The sequence below is a fragment of the Roseicella frigidaeris genome (assembly GCF_003258945.1).
GTDB lineage: Bacteria > Pseudomonadota > Alphaproteobacteria > Acetobacterales > Acetobacteraceae > Paracraurococcus > Paracraurococcus frigidaeris.
Genome location: NZ_QLIX01000008.1, coordinates 141,915 through 158,278 on the forward strand (window position 1 = coordinate 141,915; position 16,364 = coordinate 158,278).

The 16,364-nt window shown below is 74.2% G+C and carries 14 protein-coding genes and 1 tRNA gene; 8 read left to right on the top strand and 7 right to left on the bottom strand.

Going from position 1 to position 16,364, the window contains the following annotated elements:
- Window positions 1–169 precede the first annotated feature (169 nt).
- The 3 genes from moaB to DOO78_RS13220 all read right to left on the bottom strand — a co-directional run bounded on the left by moaB (window position 170) and on the right by DOO78_RS13220 (window position 3,482).
- Entirely contained in the window at window positions 170–709 is a 540-nt protein-coding gene (moaB, locus tag DOO78_RS13210; protein ID WP_111470258.1) for a molybdenum cofactor biosynthesis protein B, read from the bottom strand.
- A gap of 86 nt (window positions 710–795) precedes the next feature.
- Complete coding sequence (locus DOO78_RS13215) at window positions 796–2,541, bottom strand: lytic transglycosylase domain-containing protein (protein WP_111470259.1); 1,746 nt, start codon at window positions 2,539–2,541, stop codon at window positions 796–798.
- Between the two features lie 104 nt (window positions 2,542–2,645).
- Window positions 2,646–3,482 carry a uracil-DNA glycosylase gene (locus tag DOO78_RS13220; protein ID WP_111470303.1) on the bottom strand — a complete coding sequence of 279 codons (837 nt, stop codon included), beginning with the start codon at window positions 3,480–3,482 and terminating at the stop codon, window positions 2,646–2,648.
- A 100-nt stretch (window positions 3,483–3,582) separates the two neighbouring features.
- On the opposite strand from DOO78_RS13220, the gene DOO78_RS13225 reads away from it, so the two are divergent.
- On the top strand, window positions 3,583–5,286 hold the full coding sequence (locus DOO78_RS13225) for an electron transfer flavoprotein-ubiquinone oxidoreductase (RefSeq protein ID WP_111470304.1): 1,704 nt from the start codon (window positions 3,583–3,585) through the stop codon (window positions 5,284–5,286).
- A 116-nt stretch (window positions 5,287–5,402) separates the two neighbouring features.
- Here DOO78_RS13225 and DOO78_RS13230 read toward each other — a convergent pair whose 3' ends face one another.
- Complete coding sequence (locus DOO78_RS13230) at window positions 5,403–6,395, bottom strand: Bug family tripartite tricarboxylate transporter substrate binding protein (RefSeq protein ID WP_165838874.1); 993 nt, start codon at window positions 6,393–6,395, stop codon at window positions 5,403–5,405.
- Between the two features lie 330 nt (window positions 6,396–6,725).
- On the opposite strand from DOO78_RS13230, the gene DOO78_RS27090 reads away from it, so the two are divergent.
- The 5 genes from DOO78_RS27090 to DOO78_RS13250 all read left to right on the top strand — a co-directional run bounded on the left by DOO78_RS27090 (window position 6,726) and on the right by DOO78_RS13250 (window position 10,374).
- Window positions 6,726–7,004: a cupin domain-containing protein gene (locus tag DOO78_RS27090; RefSeq protein WP_165838875.1), complete on the top strand. Its 279-nt coding sequence runs from the start codon at window positions 6,726–6,728 to the stop codon at window positions 7,002–7,004.
- Between the two features lie 2 nt (window positions 7,005–7,006).
- Window positions 7,007–7,642 (top strand): class II aldolase/adducin family protein, encoded by a 636-nt coding sequence (locus DOO78_RS13235; protein WP_111470261.1) that lies wholly within the window; start codon window positions 7,007–7,009, stop codon window positions 7,640–7,642.
- Between the two features lie 71 nt (window positions 7,643–7,713).
- A complete protein-coding gene (locus DOO78_RS13240) occupies window positions 7,714–9,420 on the top strand; it encodes a tetratricopeptide repeat protein (protein ID WP_111470262.1) in 1,707 nt (568 codons plus the stop codon).
- Window positions 9,420–10,274, top strand: a complete 855-nt coding sequence (locus DOO78_RS13245; protein WP_111470263.1) for a 4-(cytidine 5'-diphospho)-2-C-methyl-D-erythritol kinase — start codon at window positions 9,420–9,422, stop codon at window positions 10,272–10,274. The genes DOO78_RS13240 and DOO78_RS13245 overlap by 1 nt, the downstream gene beginning before the upstream one ends.
- Before the next feature lie 25 nt (window positions 10,275–10,299).
- Window positions 10,300–10,374, top strand: a tRNA-Gln gene (locus DOO78_RS13250).
- A gap of 243 nt (window positions 10,375–10,617) precedes the next feature.
- Here DOO78_RS13250 and DOO78_RS13255 read toward each other — a convergent pair.
- Window positions 10,618–11,745 (bottom strand): Kelch repeat-containing protein, encoded by a 1,128-nt coding sequence (locus DOO78_RS13255; RefSeq protein ID WP_111470264.1) that lies wholly within the window; start codon window positions 11,743–11,745, stop codon window positions 10,618–10,620.
- Between the two features lie 402 nt (window positions 11,746–12,147).
- On the opposite strand from DOO78_RS13255, the gene DOO78_RS13260 reads away from it, so the two are divergent.
- Window positions 12,148–12,648 carry a YciE/YciF ferroxidase family protein gene (locus DOO78_RS13260; RefSeq protein ID WP_111470265.1) on the top strand — a complete coding sequence of 167 codons (501 nt, stop codon included), beginning with the start codon at window positions 12,148–12,150 and terminating at the stop codon, window positions 12,646–12,648.
- 630 nt (window positions 12,649–13,278) lie between these two features.
- Here the strand turns inward: DOO78_RS13260 and DOO78_RS13265 are convergent.
- A complete protein-coding gene (locus DOO78_RS13265; protein ID WP_111470266.1) occupies window positions 13,279–14,316 on the bottom strand; it encodes a Bug family tripartite tricarboxylate transporter substrate binding protein in 1,038 nt (345 codons plus the stop codon).
- A gap of 208 nt (window positions 14,317–14,524) precedes the next feature.
- Between DOO78_RS13265 and DOO78_RS13270 the strand changes: the two genes are divergently transcribed.
- Window positions 14,525–15,184, top strand: coding sequence for a glutathione S-transferase family protein (locus tag DOO78_RS13270; RefSeq protein ID WP_111470267.1), 660 nt, complete (start codon window positions 14,525–14,527; stop codon window positions 15,182–15,184).
- 132 nt (window positions 15,185–15,316) lie between these two features.
- Here DOO78_RS13270 and DOO78_RS13275 read toward each other — a convergent pair whose 3' ends face one another.
- Window positions 15,317–16,270 (bottom strand): alpha/beta fold hydrolase, encoded by a 954-nt coding sequence (locus DOO78_RS13275; RefSeq protein ID WP_111470268.1) that lies wholly within the window; start codon window positions 16,268–16,270, stop codon window positions 15,317–15,319.
- Window positions 16,271–16,364 lie beyond the last annotated feature (94 nt).

Below are 16,364 nucleotides of genomic sequence, written 5' to 3' on the forward strand. Positions count from 1 at the left end.
CCCGGCATCCCGCCTGGAGCGTGACCGCCCGGGCTGGACTCGCCGAAGGCGTGACGCACGCGACCCGACACCGCGCTGGATCGTGGTCTGGCCCGCAGGCGGGCATGGCCGCGCGCCCGCGACGGCACGGGCGGCGGGCGTCGTCGGCCAGGACTCACGCCGCCTTCACTCACGCCGCCTTCAGATGCTCCTGCAGCCGCGGCATCAGCTCCACCAGGTTGCAGGGCCGGTGCCGGGCATCGAGTTGGAAGACCAGGATGTCGTCCCAGGCATCCTTGCAGGCGCCGGTGCTGCCGGGCAGGGCGAAGAGGTAGGTGCCGCCGGCGACGCCGCCGAGCGCCCGGCTCTGCATCGTGCTGGTGCCGATCTTGCGGTAGCTCAGCATCCGGAACAGCTCGCCGAAGCCCTCGATCTCCTTCTCCAGCACCCGCTTGAAGGCCTCCGGCGTCACGTCGCGGCCGGTGATGCCGGTGCCGCCGGTGGTGATGACGCAGTCGATGGCCGGGTCGGCGATCCAGCGGCGCAGGATGGCCTCGATCGCCTCCGCCTCGTCGCGGACGATCTCGCGCGCCGCGCAGCGGTGGCCGGCGCCCTCGATCCGCTCCTGCAGGGTCTGGCCGGAGCGGTCGCTGGCCAGGTCGCGGGTGTCGGAGACGGTCAGCACCGCGATGTTGACGGGGAGGAAGGGCAGGCTCTCGTCGATCGGCATGGGGCGCTCCGGATGCGTCGCGGGGGAGCGGGTCGCCGGCCCTCCAGGCAGGCCATCCGCCCCGGGGGCCGCCTGGCCCGTTGCCCCTAATGTAGGCTGCGCTCCCGCCCTTGCAGCAAGGCCGTCACCTGCTCGGGCCCGGCGAAGCGCGGGACGCGCCCGGCCGCCAGCGCCTCCAGGCTCGGCGCCGGCAGGCCGAGGCGGGAGGCGTAGATCCAGGACGCGGCCAGCACCCGCTGCACGTAGAGGCGGGTCTCCTCGACGGGGATCGCCTCGATGAACAGGAAGGGGTCCTCGCGGCGGCCATGCGCCGGCAGCCATTTCAGCAGGTTGCCCGGCCCGGCGTTGTAGGCGGCGAGCAGCCGGACGAGGTTGCCCTCGATCCCCACCTGCCGCGCCAGGTGGTGCAGGTAGCGCTGCCCGAGCTCGAGGGAGAGGGCGGGATCGTGCAGCCGCCGCGCCCCCTCGCCGCCGAGGCCGGGGTCCTGCGTCAGGAAGCGCGCCGTCGCCGGCATGAGCTGCATCAGCCCCCGCGCGCCGGCCGGCGAGACGGCGGCGGCATCGAAATGGCTCTCCTGCAACGCCACGGCATAGAGCAGGGCCGGGTCGATGCGGTAGCCGCCCTCGGGCTGCAGCCGCGGCACCGGGTAGCGGGCGAGGTCACGCGCGGGGGCCTCGCCCGCCTCGGCGGCGAGCTGCGCCGCGAGGCCGGCGAGCCGGGCGTGCCGGGCGAGGGCCAGCATCGCCCGCAGCAGCGCGGGATTGCGGCCGGCCTGCTCCCGGAGCTGGCGCAGCTCCGCCTCCGCCCGCGCCGGCTCGCCGATCTGCAGCAGGGCGAGGGCCCGCCAGCCGCCGGCGGTCTCGGCCAGGGGGGCGAAGACGGGGCCCGTATCGGCCGGCGCCTCCTCCCAGGCGAAGCCGGCGCCGAGGCCGAGCGCGCGCCGGGCGACCAGCCCGTAGAAGCTCCGCGGCGCCTGCGCCGCCTGCAGCATCCAGGGCACGTAGAGCGCCGGCCGCCGCGCCCGCACCGCGGCCCGCGCCGTCCAGAAGGCGGCCGCCGCGCGCAGCGCCGGCGGCGCCCCCTCCTGCCGGGCGGCACATTCGAAATAGGGCAGGGCGGCCTCCGGCTGCGTCAGGCCCCAGGCGGCGAGGCCGGCGGCGAAGGCGGCGAGGCCGCTGGGCTCGCCGGCCCGGGCGGCCTCGGCGGCGATGCGGAGCGCCTCGGCATCCCGGCCGGCGCGGAACAGGCCGAGGCCGAGCTCGGCCCGCAGCCGCCCGGCCTGGGCCGGGGTGAGGCCCCTGGCCTCGGCGATGCGCGCGAGGCCGCCGGCCGCGTCGCCCTCGCGCGCCCGCTCGCGCACCAGGCGCTCGAGCTCGGGGTCGCGCGGCGCTGCGTCGGGGGAGGCCGGGCCCTCCGGCGACGGGCCCGCCTCGCCCGGCCGGAGGCTGCCGAGCAGCGCCTGCACGGGCCGCGCCTCGGGGTGGTCGGCATAGAGCGCGAGCCAGGCGCGCAACGCGGCCGCGCCCGGGCTGGCGCCGGGGCGCAGGTAGCGGTCGGCGAGGACGTGGCCGAGCAGCCGGCGATCCGCCAGCCGCTCCGCCTCGCGGGCCGCGCCGGCGATGTCGCCGCCGGCCTGCAGGTCGAGGATGCGCCGCAGCCGGGCCGCGTCGGCGGCGGCGAGGACCTGCGGCAGGCCGGCCTCGCCCGTCGCGGCGGGCCGCGGCGCCGGCTGCGCCAGGGCCGGGCGGCGGGCGGGGGGCGCCGTGGCGAGCATCGCCGCCGCCAGGAGGCAGCCGCAGGCGCGCCGGGCCAGGGATGGGATCACGGGCATGGCACATTCCCGTTACCACTCAATGCGGAAACGATACAACCAGGGCGTGGCCCATGCGGCCAGGCAACGCCCTGGACCATGATCCGCTCACGCCGGTGCGCGGATCATGCTCCAGGCGAGGGCGGCGGCGCCGGCTCGGCGGCGAGGCGGCGCTGCAACAGCAGCAGGTCGCTCCAGGCCTCCCGCTTGGCCGAGGGGGTGCGCAGCAGATAGGCCGGGTGCAGCGTCGCCAGCGCCGGCCAGGCCTCCCCCGCTTCGGTCGTCACCTCGTGCCAGCGGCCGCGCAGCCGGGTGATCCCCTCGCGCGAGCGCAGCAGCGACTTGGCCGCGACGCCGCCGAGCAGCACCAGGTGCCGCGGCCGGGCCAGGGTGATGTGGCGCAGCACGAAGGGCAGGAAGAGGGCGATCTCCGCATCCGTCGGGGTGCGGTTCCCGGGCGGCCGGAAGGGCAGGATGTTGGTGATGTAGAAGCCGCCCGCCTCCCGCCGCAGCCCGATCGAGGCCAGCATCCGGTCGAGCAGCTGGCCGGAGACGCCGACGAAGGGCCTGCCCTGGCGGTCCTCGTCGCCGCCCGGCGCCTCGCCGATCAGCATCAGCCCGCTCTCCGGCGCGCCATCGGCGAAGACGAGGTTGGTCGCCGTCTCGCGCAGCGGGCTGCCGTCGAAGCGGGCCATGGCCTCGCGCAGCGCCGGCAGGCTGTCGGCCGCGGCGGCGAGGGCGGCGGCGCGGCCGGCCGCCGGCGGGGCGGCGATGGCGGCCCGGCGCGGCGCCACCAGCGCCGGCCGGGCGGGCGTGGCCCCGGCTGCCGGCAGGGCGGGCGCCACGGCGGGCGGCATGGGCCGGGTCCGGTCCTGCGGCGCCAGGTCCAGCGCCTCGTCGGCGCCCCAGTCGATCTGCAGCCTGAGCGCCGCGAGCAACGCCTCCGGTGTCACGGCCTCCATGCCCATATCCGCCCGCTTCCGGGGCCGGTATCGGTCCTGGACGGGGTTCCGCGCAACCCGGAGCGGGGCTACATGCCCCGACGATATGGAGGAGCCGGGCATGTCGGAGGCGGAACAGCGCGAAGCGATGGAGTTCGACGTGCTGATCGTGGGTGGCGGCCCGGCCGGGCTCGCCGCGGCGATCCGCCTCAAACAGGTCGCGCCCGACGCCACGGTCTGCCTGGTCGAGAAGGGCAGCGAGATCGGCGCCCATATCCTCTCGGGCGCGGTGCTCGAGCCGCGGGCGCTCGACGAGCTGATCCCCGACTGGCGCGAGGACCCGCCGGCGCTCGCGACCCCGGCCGGCGACGACCGCTTCATGCTGCTGACGGCGACCAAGGCCTACAAGCTGCCGACGCCGCCGCAGATGAACAACCACGGCAATTACATCGTCTCGCTGGGCAATGTCTGCCGCTGGCTCGGCGCCAAGGCCGAGGCGCTGGGCGTCGAGATCTATCCCGGCTTCGCCGCCTCCGAGACCATCATCGAGGACGGGCAGGTCAAGGGCGTCGTCGCCGGCGTCGCCGGCATCCTGAAGGATGGCAGCAAGGGCCCGAATTACGAGCCGGGCATGGAGCTGCGCGCCACCTACACCCTCTTCGCCGAGGGCTGCCGCGGCTCGCTCACCAAGCAGCTCTTCGAGCGCTACAAGCTGCGCGAGGGCGTCGCGCCGCAGACCTTCGCCCTCGGCATGAAGGAGCTGTGGGAGATCCCGAAGGAGCGGCACACGCCCGGCCTCGTCTGGCACTCCACCGGCTGGCCGCTCGAGAGCGACACCTATGGCGGCTCCTGGCTCTACATGCTGGGGGAGAACCTGGTCTCGATCGGCTTCGTGATCGGGCTCGACTACCCCAATCCCTGGCTCTCGCCCTTCGACGAGTTCCAGCGCTTCAAGACGCACCCGGAGGTGCGCAGGATGCTCGAGGGCGGCAAGCGCATCGCCTATGGCGCGCGGGCGCTGAACGAGGGCGGCTTCCAGGCCATCCCGAAGCTGGTCTTCCCGGGCGGCATGCTGATCGGCGACACCGCCGGCTTCCTCAACGTGCCGAAGATCAAGGGCACGCACACCTCCATGAAGTCCGGCATGGTCGCCGCCGAGGCCGTCGCCGCGGCGCTGGCCGGCGAGGCCCGCCCGCCGGTGCTCGAGGCCTATCCCGAGGCGCTGCGCCGGAGCTGGGTCTGGACCGAGCTGCAGGGGGTGCGGAACATCCGCCCGGGCTTCGCCAAGTACGGCCTCTGGGGCGGGCTGGTGAATGCCGCGCTCGACACCTACCTGTTCCGCGGCAAGGCGCCCTGGACCTGGGGCCACCATGCCGACAACGAGACGCTGAAGAAGGCCTCCGAGGCCAAGCGCATCACCTATCCGAAGCCGGACGGCAAGCTGACCTTCGACCGGCTCTCCTCGGTCTTCCTCTCGAACACCAACCACGAGGAGGACCAGCCGGCGCATCTGAAGCTGCGCGATCCGGGCCGCTGGAAGGGCGTGAACTGGGACCAGTTCCGCAGCCCGGAGAGCCGCTACTGCCCGGCCGCGGTCTACGAGGCGGTGGGGCCGGAGGCGGAGCGGGAGCTGAAGGGCACGCCGGATGCCGAGGCGACGGGCGAGGGCGCCGAGGTCGAGGCCGGCGATGCCGGGGCGCGCTTGGTGATCAACGCGCAGAACTGCGTGCACTGCAAGACCTGCGACATCAAGGACCCGTCGCAGAACATCGACTGGACGACGCCCCAGGGCGGCGGCGGCCCGAACTACATCGGCGGGATGTAATTCCATCCCCACGACGTCGCTGCGCGCCGTCGCGGGGGCCCCGTGAGTCGCCTTGGGCCAAAGGCGCGTCACGCCCTTCCGAGGCAAAGCCCCGGAAGGGCAATGGCGGGCGCCACCTACTCCACCGTTGCGCCGGAGATCCGGACCAGCTCGGCGGCGCGGCGGATCTCGGCCTGCTGGAAGCCGGCGAATTCCTCCGCCGTGCTGCCGACCGGCTCGTAGCCCAGCTCGGTCATGCGGCTGCGCATGGCGGGCTCGCGCATCGCCGCCTGGATCGCCGTCGAGATCCGCTCGACGACCGGCGCCGGCGTGCCGGCCGGCGCGAAGACGCCGAGCCAGCTCTGGAAGCCGTAGCTCGGCACCGTCTCGCGGATGGTCGGCAGGTCGGGCAATTGCGGCGAGCGCTCCTGCCGGGTGATGCCGAGCGGCCGGATCTGGCCGGCGCGGACCTGCTGGAGGCTCTCGACCACCGGCGCGAAGACGAGCTCCACCCGGCCGGAGACGAGATCGGCCATGGCCGGCGCCCCGCCGCGGTAATGCACCTGGGTGAAGCGAACCCCGGCCTCGTGCTCGAACAAGGCCAGCGCGAAATGCTGCGAGCTGCCGGAGCCGCCGGTCCCGGCATTCAGCGATCCCGGCTTCGCCCGGGCCAGCGCCAGCAGCTCCGCCACGCTGCGCGCCGGCACCGAAGGGTGCACCACCAGCAGGCAATGGCTGAGCGCGACCAGCGAGATGGGGGTGAAGTCCCGTGCCACGTCGAAGGGCAGGGAGCGGTAGAGCGACTGGTTCACCGCATGCGTGCCCATCGAGCCCATGACCAGGGTGTAGCCGTCGGGCGTCGCCCGCGCCCCCGCCTCGGAGGCGACGTTGCCGCCGGCGCCACTGCGGGTCTCGACCACCACCGACTGGCCGAGCGCCGGGGTGAGGGCCTGCGCCACGATCCGCGCCGTGGTGTCGGTGCTGCCGCCGGCGGCGAAGCCGACGAGCATGCGGATCGGCCGGTCCGGCGCCCAGCCCGGCCCGGCGGCGGGCTGGCCGCGGGCGGCAGGGATGGCGGCGGCGGCCCAGGGCAGGGCGGCCAGGCCCGGCAAGAGGGTGCGGCGTTGCATCGGATGATCCTCCCCGCGGGGTCTCGGCGCCCCGCCCGTGTCAGCGCCCGTCCGGCCCGCCGCGCCCGGGAGGCTCCCGCGGGCGCGGCGGATCGGCAGGGCCGGGGGCATGCTCCACCCATCCCCCTGCCGCGGCCAGGGGTCCCGCATCGCATCGGGCCGGCCGGGGGGGCGGCGACCCGACCCTGGCGAAGAAGCAACCTGCCGGCAGGGATTGCGGCATCGGTGCCGATGGCGTTTCAGGCTAGTCTTCTGCCCGGGATGCGCCGGATCGGGCGGGCCGCGCCGCGGGCGCGGGGCCGGCCCAGGGATGTCCCGCAGGGAGGATGCATGACCGACACCGCCGCCTTCGAGGCCGCGCTGCGCGCGGACGGGTTCCAGCAGACCGTGCGGCGGGAGATCCCGCCCGGCCAGGCGCTCGACGAGCACGACCATGACTGGGAGGTCCGCGGCCTGGTGCTGCGCGGCCGCTTCATCGTCACCGCGGGCGCGCAGCGGCAGGATTGCGGGCCGGGGCAGGTCTTCACCCTCGCGGCCGGCCATCGCCATACCGAGGCCGCCGGCCCCGAGGGGGCGGAGCTGATCGTCGGCCGCCGCCACCCGGCCTGAGCATGACGCAGGCGGCGGAGCTGATCGCGGCGGCGCGGCTGCTGGACGCGATGGGCTTCATGCCCTCGAAATCCGGCAACCTCTCGATCCGCGTCGCGGGCGGCTTCCTCATCACCCCCGCCGGCCTGCCCTATGCCGGGATCGCCGAGGCGGATCTGGTGACGCTCGACACGGCGGGCCGGGTGCTGGCGGGGCATCGCCCGCCCTCCTCGGAATGGCGGCTGCACGCCGCGATCTATGCGGCGCGGCCCGAGGCCGGGGCGGTGGTGCACACCCACAGCCCCATGGCCACGGCGCTCTCCTGCGCCCGGCTGGGCCTTCCCGCCTTCCACTACATGATCGCCCTCGGGGGCGGCGCCGATATCCGCTGCTCGACCTATGCCACCTTCGGCACCGCCGCCCTGGCCGAGGCCTGCCTCGTCGCGCTCGCCGGCCGCAAGGCGGCGCTGCTGGCCAATCATGGCGTCGTCGCCCTCGGCGCCAGCCTGGCCGGGGCGCGGACCCTGGCGATCGAGGTGGAGAACCTGGCGCGGCAGTATCTCGCCCTGCGCGGCGCCGGCCTGGCCCCGGTGCTGCTGACCGAGGCCGAGCTGGCCGAGGTGCAGGCGCAATTCGGCGGCTATGGCCGTATCCTTTGAACCTGCACTGGAACGAGCCGCCCGCCATCCTGACCGTGGCGTGCGCCCGGCGCCGCTGCTAGCCTCGCGGCATGCAGTTTCCCGCCCTGCCGTCGCGGCTCGCCCTTCTGACCGCCGTGCTTCTCTCGGCGAGCGCCGCTGCCGCGCCCAGCGAGCGGGGCGCCCGCGGCGGCCCCGGCGCCCCGGCGGCGGCCGGGGCCTTCGGCGCCTATCTCGCCGGCCGCTTCGCCGCCGCCGAGACCGACACCGCCGCGGCGGCGACCAACATGCTGGCGGCGCTGCGGGCCGATCCGGACCAGCCGGAGGTGCTGAACCGCGCCTTCCTCGCCACCCTGCTGGACGGCCGGCCGGAGGCGCCGCGCCTGGCCCGGCGGCTGGCCGACAACCCGGCGGCGAACCTGCTGCTGGCCGGCACCGACGTGCAGGCCGGCCGCTGGGACAAGGCCGAGCAGCGGCTGCGGAGCATGGGCCGCACCGGCCCGGTGCAGATGCTGCAGCCCGTGCTCACCGCCTGGGTGCAGTTCGGGCGCGGCCAGCCGGAGCAGGCGATCGCCACCTTGCGGCCGTTGGTCGAGCAGAACCGGGTGCGGGCGCTGAACGGGCTGCATGCGGCGCTGATCGCCGACCTGGCCAACCGCCCGCGTGAGGCGGAGCGCTTCGCCCGCCTGGCGCTCGCCGACCAGCCACAGCCCTCCTGGCGCCTCGCGGTGCTGGTGGCCGGCGTGCTCGCTCGCGCCGGCAAGCCGCAGGAGGGCGAGCGGCTGCTCGACCAGATGGCGCGGAGCGGCGACGACGCAGCGCTGGCGGTGACCGACCAGGCCCGGCGCAGCCTGCTGGCGCAGCGCAGCGTCGCCTCGCCGGCCGATGGCTGGGCGGAGGCCTATACCGCGCTCGCCTCGGCGCTGCGGGCGCAGGGATCGGGGGATTTCGCCCTGGTCCTGGCGCAGCTCGCCAGCCGGCTGCGGCCCGGCTTCGCCCCGGCGCTTGCCCTGACCGCCGACACGCTGGCCGATCAGGGCCACACCGCCGAGGCGCTGGCGATGCTGGGCCGCATCCCGGCCGAGGATCCGCTGACGCCGGTGATCGATCTCCGCCGCGCCATGCTGCTCGACAAGCTCGACCGCACGGAGGAGGCGGTGACCTTGCTGGGCCGGCTCACCGAGGCCTATCCGACCCTGCCGCAGGCGCCGGCGCGGCTCGGCGACCTGCTGCGCCGGCGGAGCCGCTTCGCCGAGGCGGCAAAGGCCTATGACCTCGCCGTCTCCCGCACCGGCGAGATCACCGCCGAGGACTGGCCGCTGCTCTATTCCCGCGGCATCGCGCTCGAGCGGTCCGGCGACTGGCCGCGGGCCGAGGCCGACCTGCTGCGGGCGCTCGAGATGGCGCCCGAGCAGCCCTACATCCTCAACTACCTCGGCTACACCTGGGCCGAGCAGGGCAAGAACCTCGACCGCGCCAAGGCGATGCTGCTGCGGGCGACCGAGCTCCGGCCGCAGGATGGCAACATCGCCGACAGCCTGGGCTGGGTGCTGTACCGGCTGGGCGACCTGCCGGAGGCGGTGACCTGGCTGGAGAAGGCGTCCGAGCTGGAATCCCGCAACAGCGTGGTCAACGACCATCTCGGCGATGCCTATTGGGCGAGCGGCCGGCAGCGCGAGGCCCGCTTCCAGTGGCAGCGCGCCCTCACCATGGAGCCCGAGGCGGACGAGGTGGGGAAGATCGAGGCCAAGCTGCGCGACGGCCTGGCCGGGGACCCCGCCAGCACCGCGCAGCGGTGATGCTCGCCGAATTCGCGCCCGCCAAGGTCAATCTCTACCTGCACGTCACCGGCCGTCGGGCGGATGGCTACCACCTGCTGGACAGCCTGGCGGTCTTCGGGCCGGCGGGTGACGTCCTGGCCCTCGCGCCGGCGGCGTCCCTCACCCTGGCCCTGGAGGGGCCCTTCGGCGGGGCGCTGGCGGCGGAGCCGGACAACCTCGTCCTGCGGGCGGCGCGGGCCCTGGCGGCGGCGGCCGGCCGGCCGGCGGCGGCGGGGCTGACCCTGACCAAGCATCTGCCCGTCGCCTCCGGCATCGGGGGCGGCTCGGCCGATGCGGCGGCGGCGCTGCGCGGGCTGCACCGGCTCTGGGACCTCGGCCTGGATGCGGCGGCCCTGGCCGGCATCGCCGCCTCCCTCGGGGCCGACATCCCGGTCTGCCTCGGTCGCCGGCCGATGCGCATGGGGGGCATCGGCGAGGTGCTGACGCCCGCCCCGATCCTGCCCGCCTGCGGGCTGCTGCTGGCCAATCCCGGCCTCGCGCTGGCGACCCCGGCGGTGTTCCGGGCGCGGCAGGGCGGGTTCAGCCCGCCGGCCGCCTTGCCGACCCGCTGGCCCGACGGCCCGGCCATGGCGCGCGACCTGGCGGCGCTGCGCAACGACCTGGAGGCGCCGGCGATCGCGCTCTGCCCGCCGATCGGCACCGTGCTGGCGGCGTTGCGCAGCCTGCCGGGCTGCCTGCTGGCCCGCATGAGCGGCTCCGGCGCCACCTGCTTCGGCCTCTTTGCCGATGCCGCCGCGGCCCGCGCGGCGGCGACGCGCCTGCCGGCGGGCTGGTGGCGTGAGGCGGGGGGGCTTTACGGCGAGGCCGGCTGACGCCTATTCAGCGCCCAGGCGACGGTGGGGCGTAGCCAAGCGGTAAGGCAGCGGTTTTTGGTACCGCCATTCCCAGGTTCGAATCCTGGCGCCCCAGCCAGCCGGCCTGCCGGACGCGGACGGTTCCGGTTCTTGCGCGGGCGGCCCGCGAGAGGCCCGGCTTTCCGGCAGCCCATCGTCCTCATGCCAACGACATGACCGCGTCGTGCATGCCGAGCGCCCGGATGGGCGCCGCCTGTCGGCGCGACACGGCGCAGGCCCTGGCAAACCGGAGGGTTGCGCCCGGCGCCAAGGGGACGGCCAGTGGGGGCCGTTGCTGGGTCGCCAGCAACGGCCGTTCGTATCAGGCCAGCGTGAACGCCTCGTGCACCGCCGACTGCACCGCGCCGCCCGTCACCGCGCCGCCGCCGGCCACGTAGATCGCGTCGCCCAGCGTCGCGGCGCCCACGGCGTGGCGCGGCGTCAGCATGGGCGCGTGGGACTGCCAGGCATCGGCGGCCGGATCGTAGCTCTCCATCTGGCCGAACACCCGGGCCTGGGTGATGCGCCCGTCCGCGACGACCCCGGCCTCGCCGCCTATGGCGAAGAAGCGGCCGCGATAGAGCACCAGCCCATGGCCGGACCGCGGCGTGGGCAGCGGCGCGCGCAGCTCCCAGGTGTCGCGGGCCGCGACGTAAACATGGTGCAGATCCGTGTTGTACTCGAAGGTGTTGAAGCGGCCACCGATGACGTGGATGCCGCCCGCATGCGCCACGCAACCCACATGGTCGCGCGCGCCGGGCAGCGCCTTCAGCCTCGCCCAGCGGTCGGCCTGGGGGTCGTAGACCTCGTGCCACCCGACGCTGGCGCGCTCCAGGCTCGGCTCGGAGGCGCCGCCGATCAGGTGGATCCTCCCGCCCAGCGCCACCGCCGCCGCCGCGCCGCGCGGGCGCGGCAGCGGCGCGATCGGCACCCAGCGGTCGCTGGCCACCTCATAGGCATAGGCGTTGTGGTCGGGGTTGCGGTTCTGCTCGATGAAGCCGCCGAGCGCATAGACCCGCCCGGCATCGGCGCAGACCGCGACATGGTTGGCGCCGCGCGGCAGCGGCGCCGCGACCAGCCACCGGTCCGCCGCGGGGTCGTAGACATGGTGATAGGCGCGGTCCACGCGCCCCTCGCCATAGCCGCCGACGATGTGCATGCGCCCTTCCCAGGCCGTCGCCCAGGCCATCTCGGAGCGCGGCAAGGGCAGGGCGGCGCGCGGGCTCCATCGCCCCGGCGGGCCGGGCGGCGCCGGGCTGTCGGTGACGCGCTGCGCCTCCTGGTCCGGCATCAGGTGGCCCATCATGCCGCCGCCCTGCAGGCGGGCATAGGGTTCGGGCGAGGAGGGGGCCGGCTGCAGCCCGCCATGCCCGGCATGCTGCGAACGCGCCGGGCCGGCCTGGAGCGCCGCGGCGCCCGCGCCCAGCGCCAGGAAGCGACGTCGATCCATTCCGTGTTCCTCCCTCACCATCAGGAAGGACGAGGCTAGAGCGTGATCGCCCAAGGTGGAATCGCCGAGGGCGCGGCGCACGCGACCAAACGCGGCGCTGGACCATGGCCGCGGACCTGTGCGAGCGGGCGCCACCCGACCCTGTCCGCCGCCGGGCCGTCGGTTCGAAACGCCCTCGCGCCAAGCCGGCCCGGCATCGTTCGTCGCTTGCTCCGCGGCATGGACCCTGGCGCTGCACGAGGCAGCGGGAGCGCAAGCCAGCCCCATGCTCCACCCATTCCCCGCTGGTGGCGATGCGGGCCAACTTTCTCGCCGCCTTCGCCGAACTCCTCCGACGGGTCTGTTGTTCTCGCTGCTTGCAGCGGCGATCGCACCGGTGGCTGCTGGCGGAGGAAGCGAACGATGTCCAATCCCGGCACCCTCAAGGACGTCTATGCGGACGAGATGAAGGACCTGTGGTCGGCCAACGACCAGATGGCGCGCGCCGTCGGGACAATGGCCGGCAAGGCGCACGATCCCAAGCTGAAGCAGACGCTCGAGACCTCCATCAAGGGCATCAACACGCACCGCGACGCGCTGAAGGCCCTGCTGCAGGAGGCTGGCGCGGAGGTGGCGAAGGAGCATTGCCAGGGAATGGAAGGCCTGGTGAGGGAGGCGTTGAAGCACACGGGCGACGATGCGCCGAAGACCGAGGAGCTGCTCGATGCGGAGATCATCTCGCAGTACCAGCGCATGTCCCATTACGGGATCGCCGGCTTCGGCACCGCGACGGCCTATGCCGAAGCCCTCGGCATGAAGGATCACGTCGCCCGGCTGAAGGCCATCGTCGCCGATATCTACAAGGCCGACGAGTATGCCAGCGCGCTCGGCGAGAAGCTGGCGAAAGCCGCGGCGAAGGGGTGATCCGCGCCCGGGCCTCGGGCCGTCGAGACCCTCGGCCCTGCGGCGGACGACGCCGCCCTGCCTCGCCCGGCGCAAGGGGGAGCAGTTGGACATGTGCAACCTCTCACTGGTCGCGCCGTTGAGGGTTCGGATTGAAGCGGGACGATACCTCGATGATCTTACGTGCAGGCTGCGGCGTCGCGGCCCTCTTGTTCGTCGCTGGCTGCGACACCGGCTCGTCACGCCGCGGGGCGACCGCGGGCGAACCCATGGCGCCCTCGGCGATGTCTCCCACCGGTTCGGCGGGTGGAGCGGCCACGGGGGGCGGCGTCCCCACGCCCGTCATGCCCGGTGGTGCCGGCGGCATCGGCAGCGGCAACCAGCCTGGGCGCGCCGGCACGTCCCGTTGACGCCGCGCCTGCCGCCGCCCGCGAACACCGGTTCATGGGTAGCGCTCCAGGCTCCTGGTTCAGCGCCTCTTTCACCCGGTCAGGTGAGTCCACCTGATCGGGACCTTCTCCAGGTCGATCAGGAGCGCTGATCGTCGATGCGCCGTGCGGCGACCTCGGACGCCTGTCGAAGCCGGCGCCGACCCTTGTCCTGCCGCGGCCTTGCCGCGGCAGGCTATGACGGTTCCCGGGCGGGGCGTGCCTACTCGACCCGTGCCCCGGTTGCCCGGACCAGCGGCGCCAGGCGCGCCTCCTCCCGGGCTCGGATGTCGAGGAGTTGCTCGGGCGTGGTCCACCAGGGCGTGGCGCCGAGATCCTGGTAGCTGCGCACCAGCTCGGCGCTCTCCAGGGCCCGCCGCGCATGGCCGGAGAGCCGCTCCACCATCGGCCGCGGCATCCCGGCCGGTCCGCAGACGCAGGCCCAGGAGGTCATCTGGAAGCCCGGCACGACCTCCGCCATGCTGGGCAGGTCCGGCACCACCGGGTTCCGCTGCGGGCTGGTGACGGCCAGCGCGCGGATCTTGCCGTCGCGCACCGCCGGCAGGTAGCCCGGGATGTTGTCCATGATCAGATGCACCCGCCCGGCCATGAGGTCGAGCAGCGCCGGCGCGCCGCCGCGATAGGGCACGTGCAGGATGTCCACCCCGGCCAGCTGCTTCAGCAGCTCGCCCGAGAGATGCGGCGTCGTGCCCATGCCGGAGGAGCCATAGGCGTATCGGCCCGGGCTGGCCCTGAACAGGGCGATGAGCTCCGGCACGCTGCGCACCGGCAGGTCGTTGTTGACGACCACGATGTTCGGGAGCTGCCACAGGCCCGAGACGAAGGTGAAGTCGCGCACCGGATCGAAGGGCAGGCTGGCGTAGAGCGTCGGCGCGATCGCATGCGAGGCGATGCCGCCCATGCCGATCGTGTAGCCGTCCGGTCGGGACTTGGCGACCGCATCGACCCCGACATTGCCGCCGGAGCCGCTGCGGTTCTCGACCACGAAGGGCTGGCCCGCGATCTCGGTCATCCGGGCGCACCAGAGGCGGGACAGCGTGTCGGTGGCGCCTCCGGGCGGGAACGGGTTGATGTAGCGCACCGATTGGCTGGGCCAGTCCGTTCCCGTCTGGGCCTGGCTCGGCCCGGCGCGTCCGACCAGCGGCGCGGCGAGCAGGGTGCCGACCGCGCCGAGCGTGGTCCGGCGTGACGCGTGGCGCAGGCTGCGCCGCGATGGGTCCGGCGTCCCGGTTGCTGTCATTGTCGTTCCTCCCTCCGGGTGGCCCCTTGCCAGCCACCCGTTCGCTGCCCCACTCTTCCATTCCGCGGCCGTTCAGGCTTGCCGGCGCCGAATGGATCGGGATGGTCTCGCACTTCCCGCGCGGACGCCACGCCGCGCGGGGCACGCATCCCGCGCGGCGGGCCCATGGACATTGCGGCATCCTTGGGGCCGAGGCGGGGAGGCGATCATGATCGTGCTGCACCATTGTTCCGATGCGCGCTCCTTCCGTCCGCTCTGGACGCTGGAGGAGATGGGGCTGCCCTATGCGTTGCGGATGCTGCCCTTCCCGCCGCGCGCCGCGGCGCCGGACTATCTCGCCCTCAACCCGCTCGGCACCATTCCCCTGCTCGAGGACGGCGAGGTGCGCATGACGGAATCGGCGGCGATCTGCCACTACCTCGTCAGCCGCCACGGCCCGTCATCCCTGGCTGTCGCACCGGAGGAGCCGGGCTATGCGGCCTTCCTGAACGGCCTGCATTTCGGCGAGGCCACGCTGACCTTTCCGCAGACCCTCGTGCTGCGCTACCGGCGTCTCGAGCCACCCGAACGCCGGCTGCCGCAGGTGGCGGAGGATTACGAACGCTGGTTCCTCTCCCGCCTGCGCAAGGGCCTCGGGCGGCTGGAGGGCGGCTTCTACGCCGCGGGCCGGTTCACCGCCGCCGATATCTCCATCGGCTATGCCCTGCTGCTCGCCACGAAGCTCGGCATGGCGGCGCAATTCACGCCGGAGGCGGCGGCGTACTGGGAGCGCCTCTCGAGGCGCCCCGGCTATCAGCGGGCACGGGACGCGCAGCAAGCCGCGCTCGTGGCCCAGGGCGTGCCGCCGACCGATCTGAAGGCGGGGTAGGGCTTCCCCCCGGCTCGGGCCGCGACGGGGAGGGCCTCCGGAGCGTCCCTCACGCGGCCCAACACCGCGCTGGACTATTGTTTTCAGAGCATCTTCACCCGATCAGGTGAGTCCCCCTGATCGGGATCTGCTCTACCGGTCGTCGTCCTTGCCGTCCGACCCGTGATCGAGGAAGGCCCGCAGCGCCGCGGCCGAAGCCTCGGGCGCCTCCTCCATCGGCACATGCCCGACGCCGGGGAGCACCACGGCACGGGCATCCGGCAGGGCGCGGAGGTAGTCCGCGGCATGCGTGGCCGGGATGGCGCGGTCCAACGCGCCCCAGAGCAGGAGAACGGGCGCGCGGATGGTGGCGAGGATGGGCTCCGGCGGCGGCAGCACCGTCTGGGGCAGGCGCGCGAGGATGGCACGCCGCACCCCGGGGGCGAGCAGCATGTCGCGGTAACGCTCCAACAGCTGGTCCGTCAGCACGCCCGGCACCGCATAGGCGTTGGTCATGGTCTGGCGGAGCAGGAAGCGCGGCAGCGTGTAGGGCAGCACCCGCATCAGCATCGGAACCCGGGGCACCGTATCGTAGTCGCGGCCCGGGCTGGCGAAGCCATCCGGCGCCATGAGCACGAGTCTCGCCACGCGCCCTGGCTCCGCCGCCGCGAAGCGCCAGGCGATGCGTCCCCCCATGGAACTGCCGACCACCACCGCCTGCGGCACGCCGAGCTGGTCGAGCAATGCCCGGAGCACCGCGATGGAGCGCTCGTCGGTGTAATCGCCCGATGCATCCGGGCCGGTGAGGCCGAAGCCCGGCAGATCGAGGCGGATGAGCCGGTACCGGTCCTCGAGCAAGGGGGCCCAGGCCTCCCAGGTGTGCAGGCTGGAGCCGAAGCCGTGGATGAGGAGGAGCACCGGCGCCTCGCGCGGGCCGGTGTCGCGCACATGCAGCCGCAGCCCGAGCACGTCCATGAAACGCGAGGGCGGCGGCGCCCAGCGTGCCTCGAGCGCGGCACGCGGCTTGTCCGGGTCGTAGAGGTACCAGCCGGCGCCGGCCAGGGCGGCCAGCAGGGCGGCCAGCAGGGCGAGCAGCACAGCCTTCATGCGCACGCCTTCATGCGCACCGGGACGGCCCGCGCCGGACCGGCGGGCAGAGGGTGACGGGGCTGGCGGGTGCGTCGGACATGCTCCGTCTCCG

Excerpts from the sequence above, each read along its gene's own strand:
- moaB (WP_111470258.1), bottom strand. The coding sequence starts at position 709 with ATGCCGATCGACGAGAGCCTGCCCTTCCTCCCCGTCAACATCGCGGTG.
- DOO78_RS13215 (WP_111470259.1), bottom strand. The coding sequence starts at position 2,541 with ATGCCCGTGATCCCATCCCTGGCCCGGCGCGCCTGCGGCTGCCTCCTG.
- DOO78_RS13220 (WP_111470303.1), bottom strand. The coding sequence starts at position 3,482 with ATGGAGGCCGTGACACCGGAGGCGTTGCTCGCGGCGCTCAGGCTGCAG.
- DOO78_RS13225 (WP_111470304.1), top strand. The coding sequence starts at position 3,583 with ATGTCGGAGGCGGAACAGCGCGAAGCGATGGAGTTCGACGTGCTGATC.
- DOO78_RS13230 (WP_165838874.1), bottom strand. The coding sequence starts at position 6,395 with ATGCAACGCCGCACCCTCTTGCCGGGCCTGGCCGCCCTGCCCTGGGCC.
- DOO78_RS27090 (WP_165838875.1), top strand. The coding sequence starts at position 6,726 with ATGACCGACACCGCCGCCTTCGAGGCCGCGCTGCGCGCGGACGGGTTC.
- DOO78_RS13235 (WP_111470261.1), top strand. The coding sequence starts at position 7,007 with ATGACGCAGGCGGCGGAGCTGATCGCGGCGGCGCGGCTGCTGGACGCG.
- DOO78_RS13240 (WP_111470262.1), top strand. The coding sequence starts at position 7,714 with ATGCAGTTTCCCGCCCTGCCGTCGCGGCTCGCCCTTCTGACCGCCGTG.
- DOO78_RS13245 (WP_111470263.1), top strand. The coding sequence starts at position 9,420 with ATGCTCGCCGAATTCGCGCCCGCCAAGGTCAATCTCTACCTGCACGTC.
- DOO78_RS13255 (WP_111470264.1), bottom strand. The coding sequence starts at position 11,745 with ATGGATCGACGTCGCTTCCTGGCGCTGGGCGCGGGCGCCGCGGCGCTC.
- DOO78_RS13260 (WP_111470265.1), top strand. The coding sequence starts at position 12,148 with ATGTCCAATCCCGGCACCCTCAAGGACGTCTATGCGGACGAGATGAAG.
- DOO78_RS13265 (WP_111470266.1), bottom strand. The coding sequence starts at position 14,316 with ATGACAGCAACCGGGACGCCGGACCCATCGCGGCGCAGCCTGCGCCAC.
- DOO78_RS13270 (WP_111470267.1), top strand. The coding sequence starts at position 14,525 with ATGATCGTGCTGCACCATTGTTCCGATGCGCGCTCCTTCCGTCCGCTC.
- DOO78_RS13275 (WP_111470268.1), bottom strand. The coding sequence starts at position 16,270 with ATGAAGGCTGTGCTGCTCGCCCTGCTGGCCGCCCTGCTGGCCGCCCTG.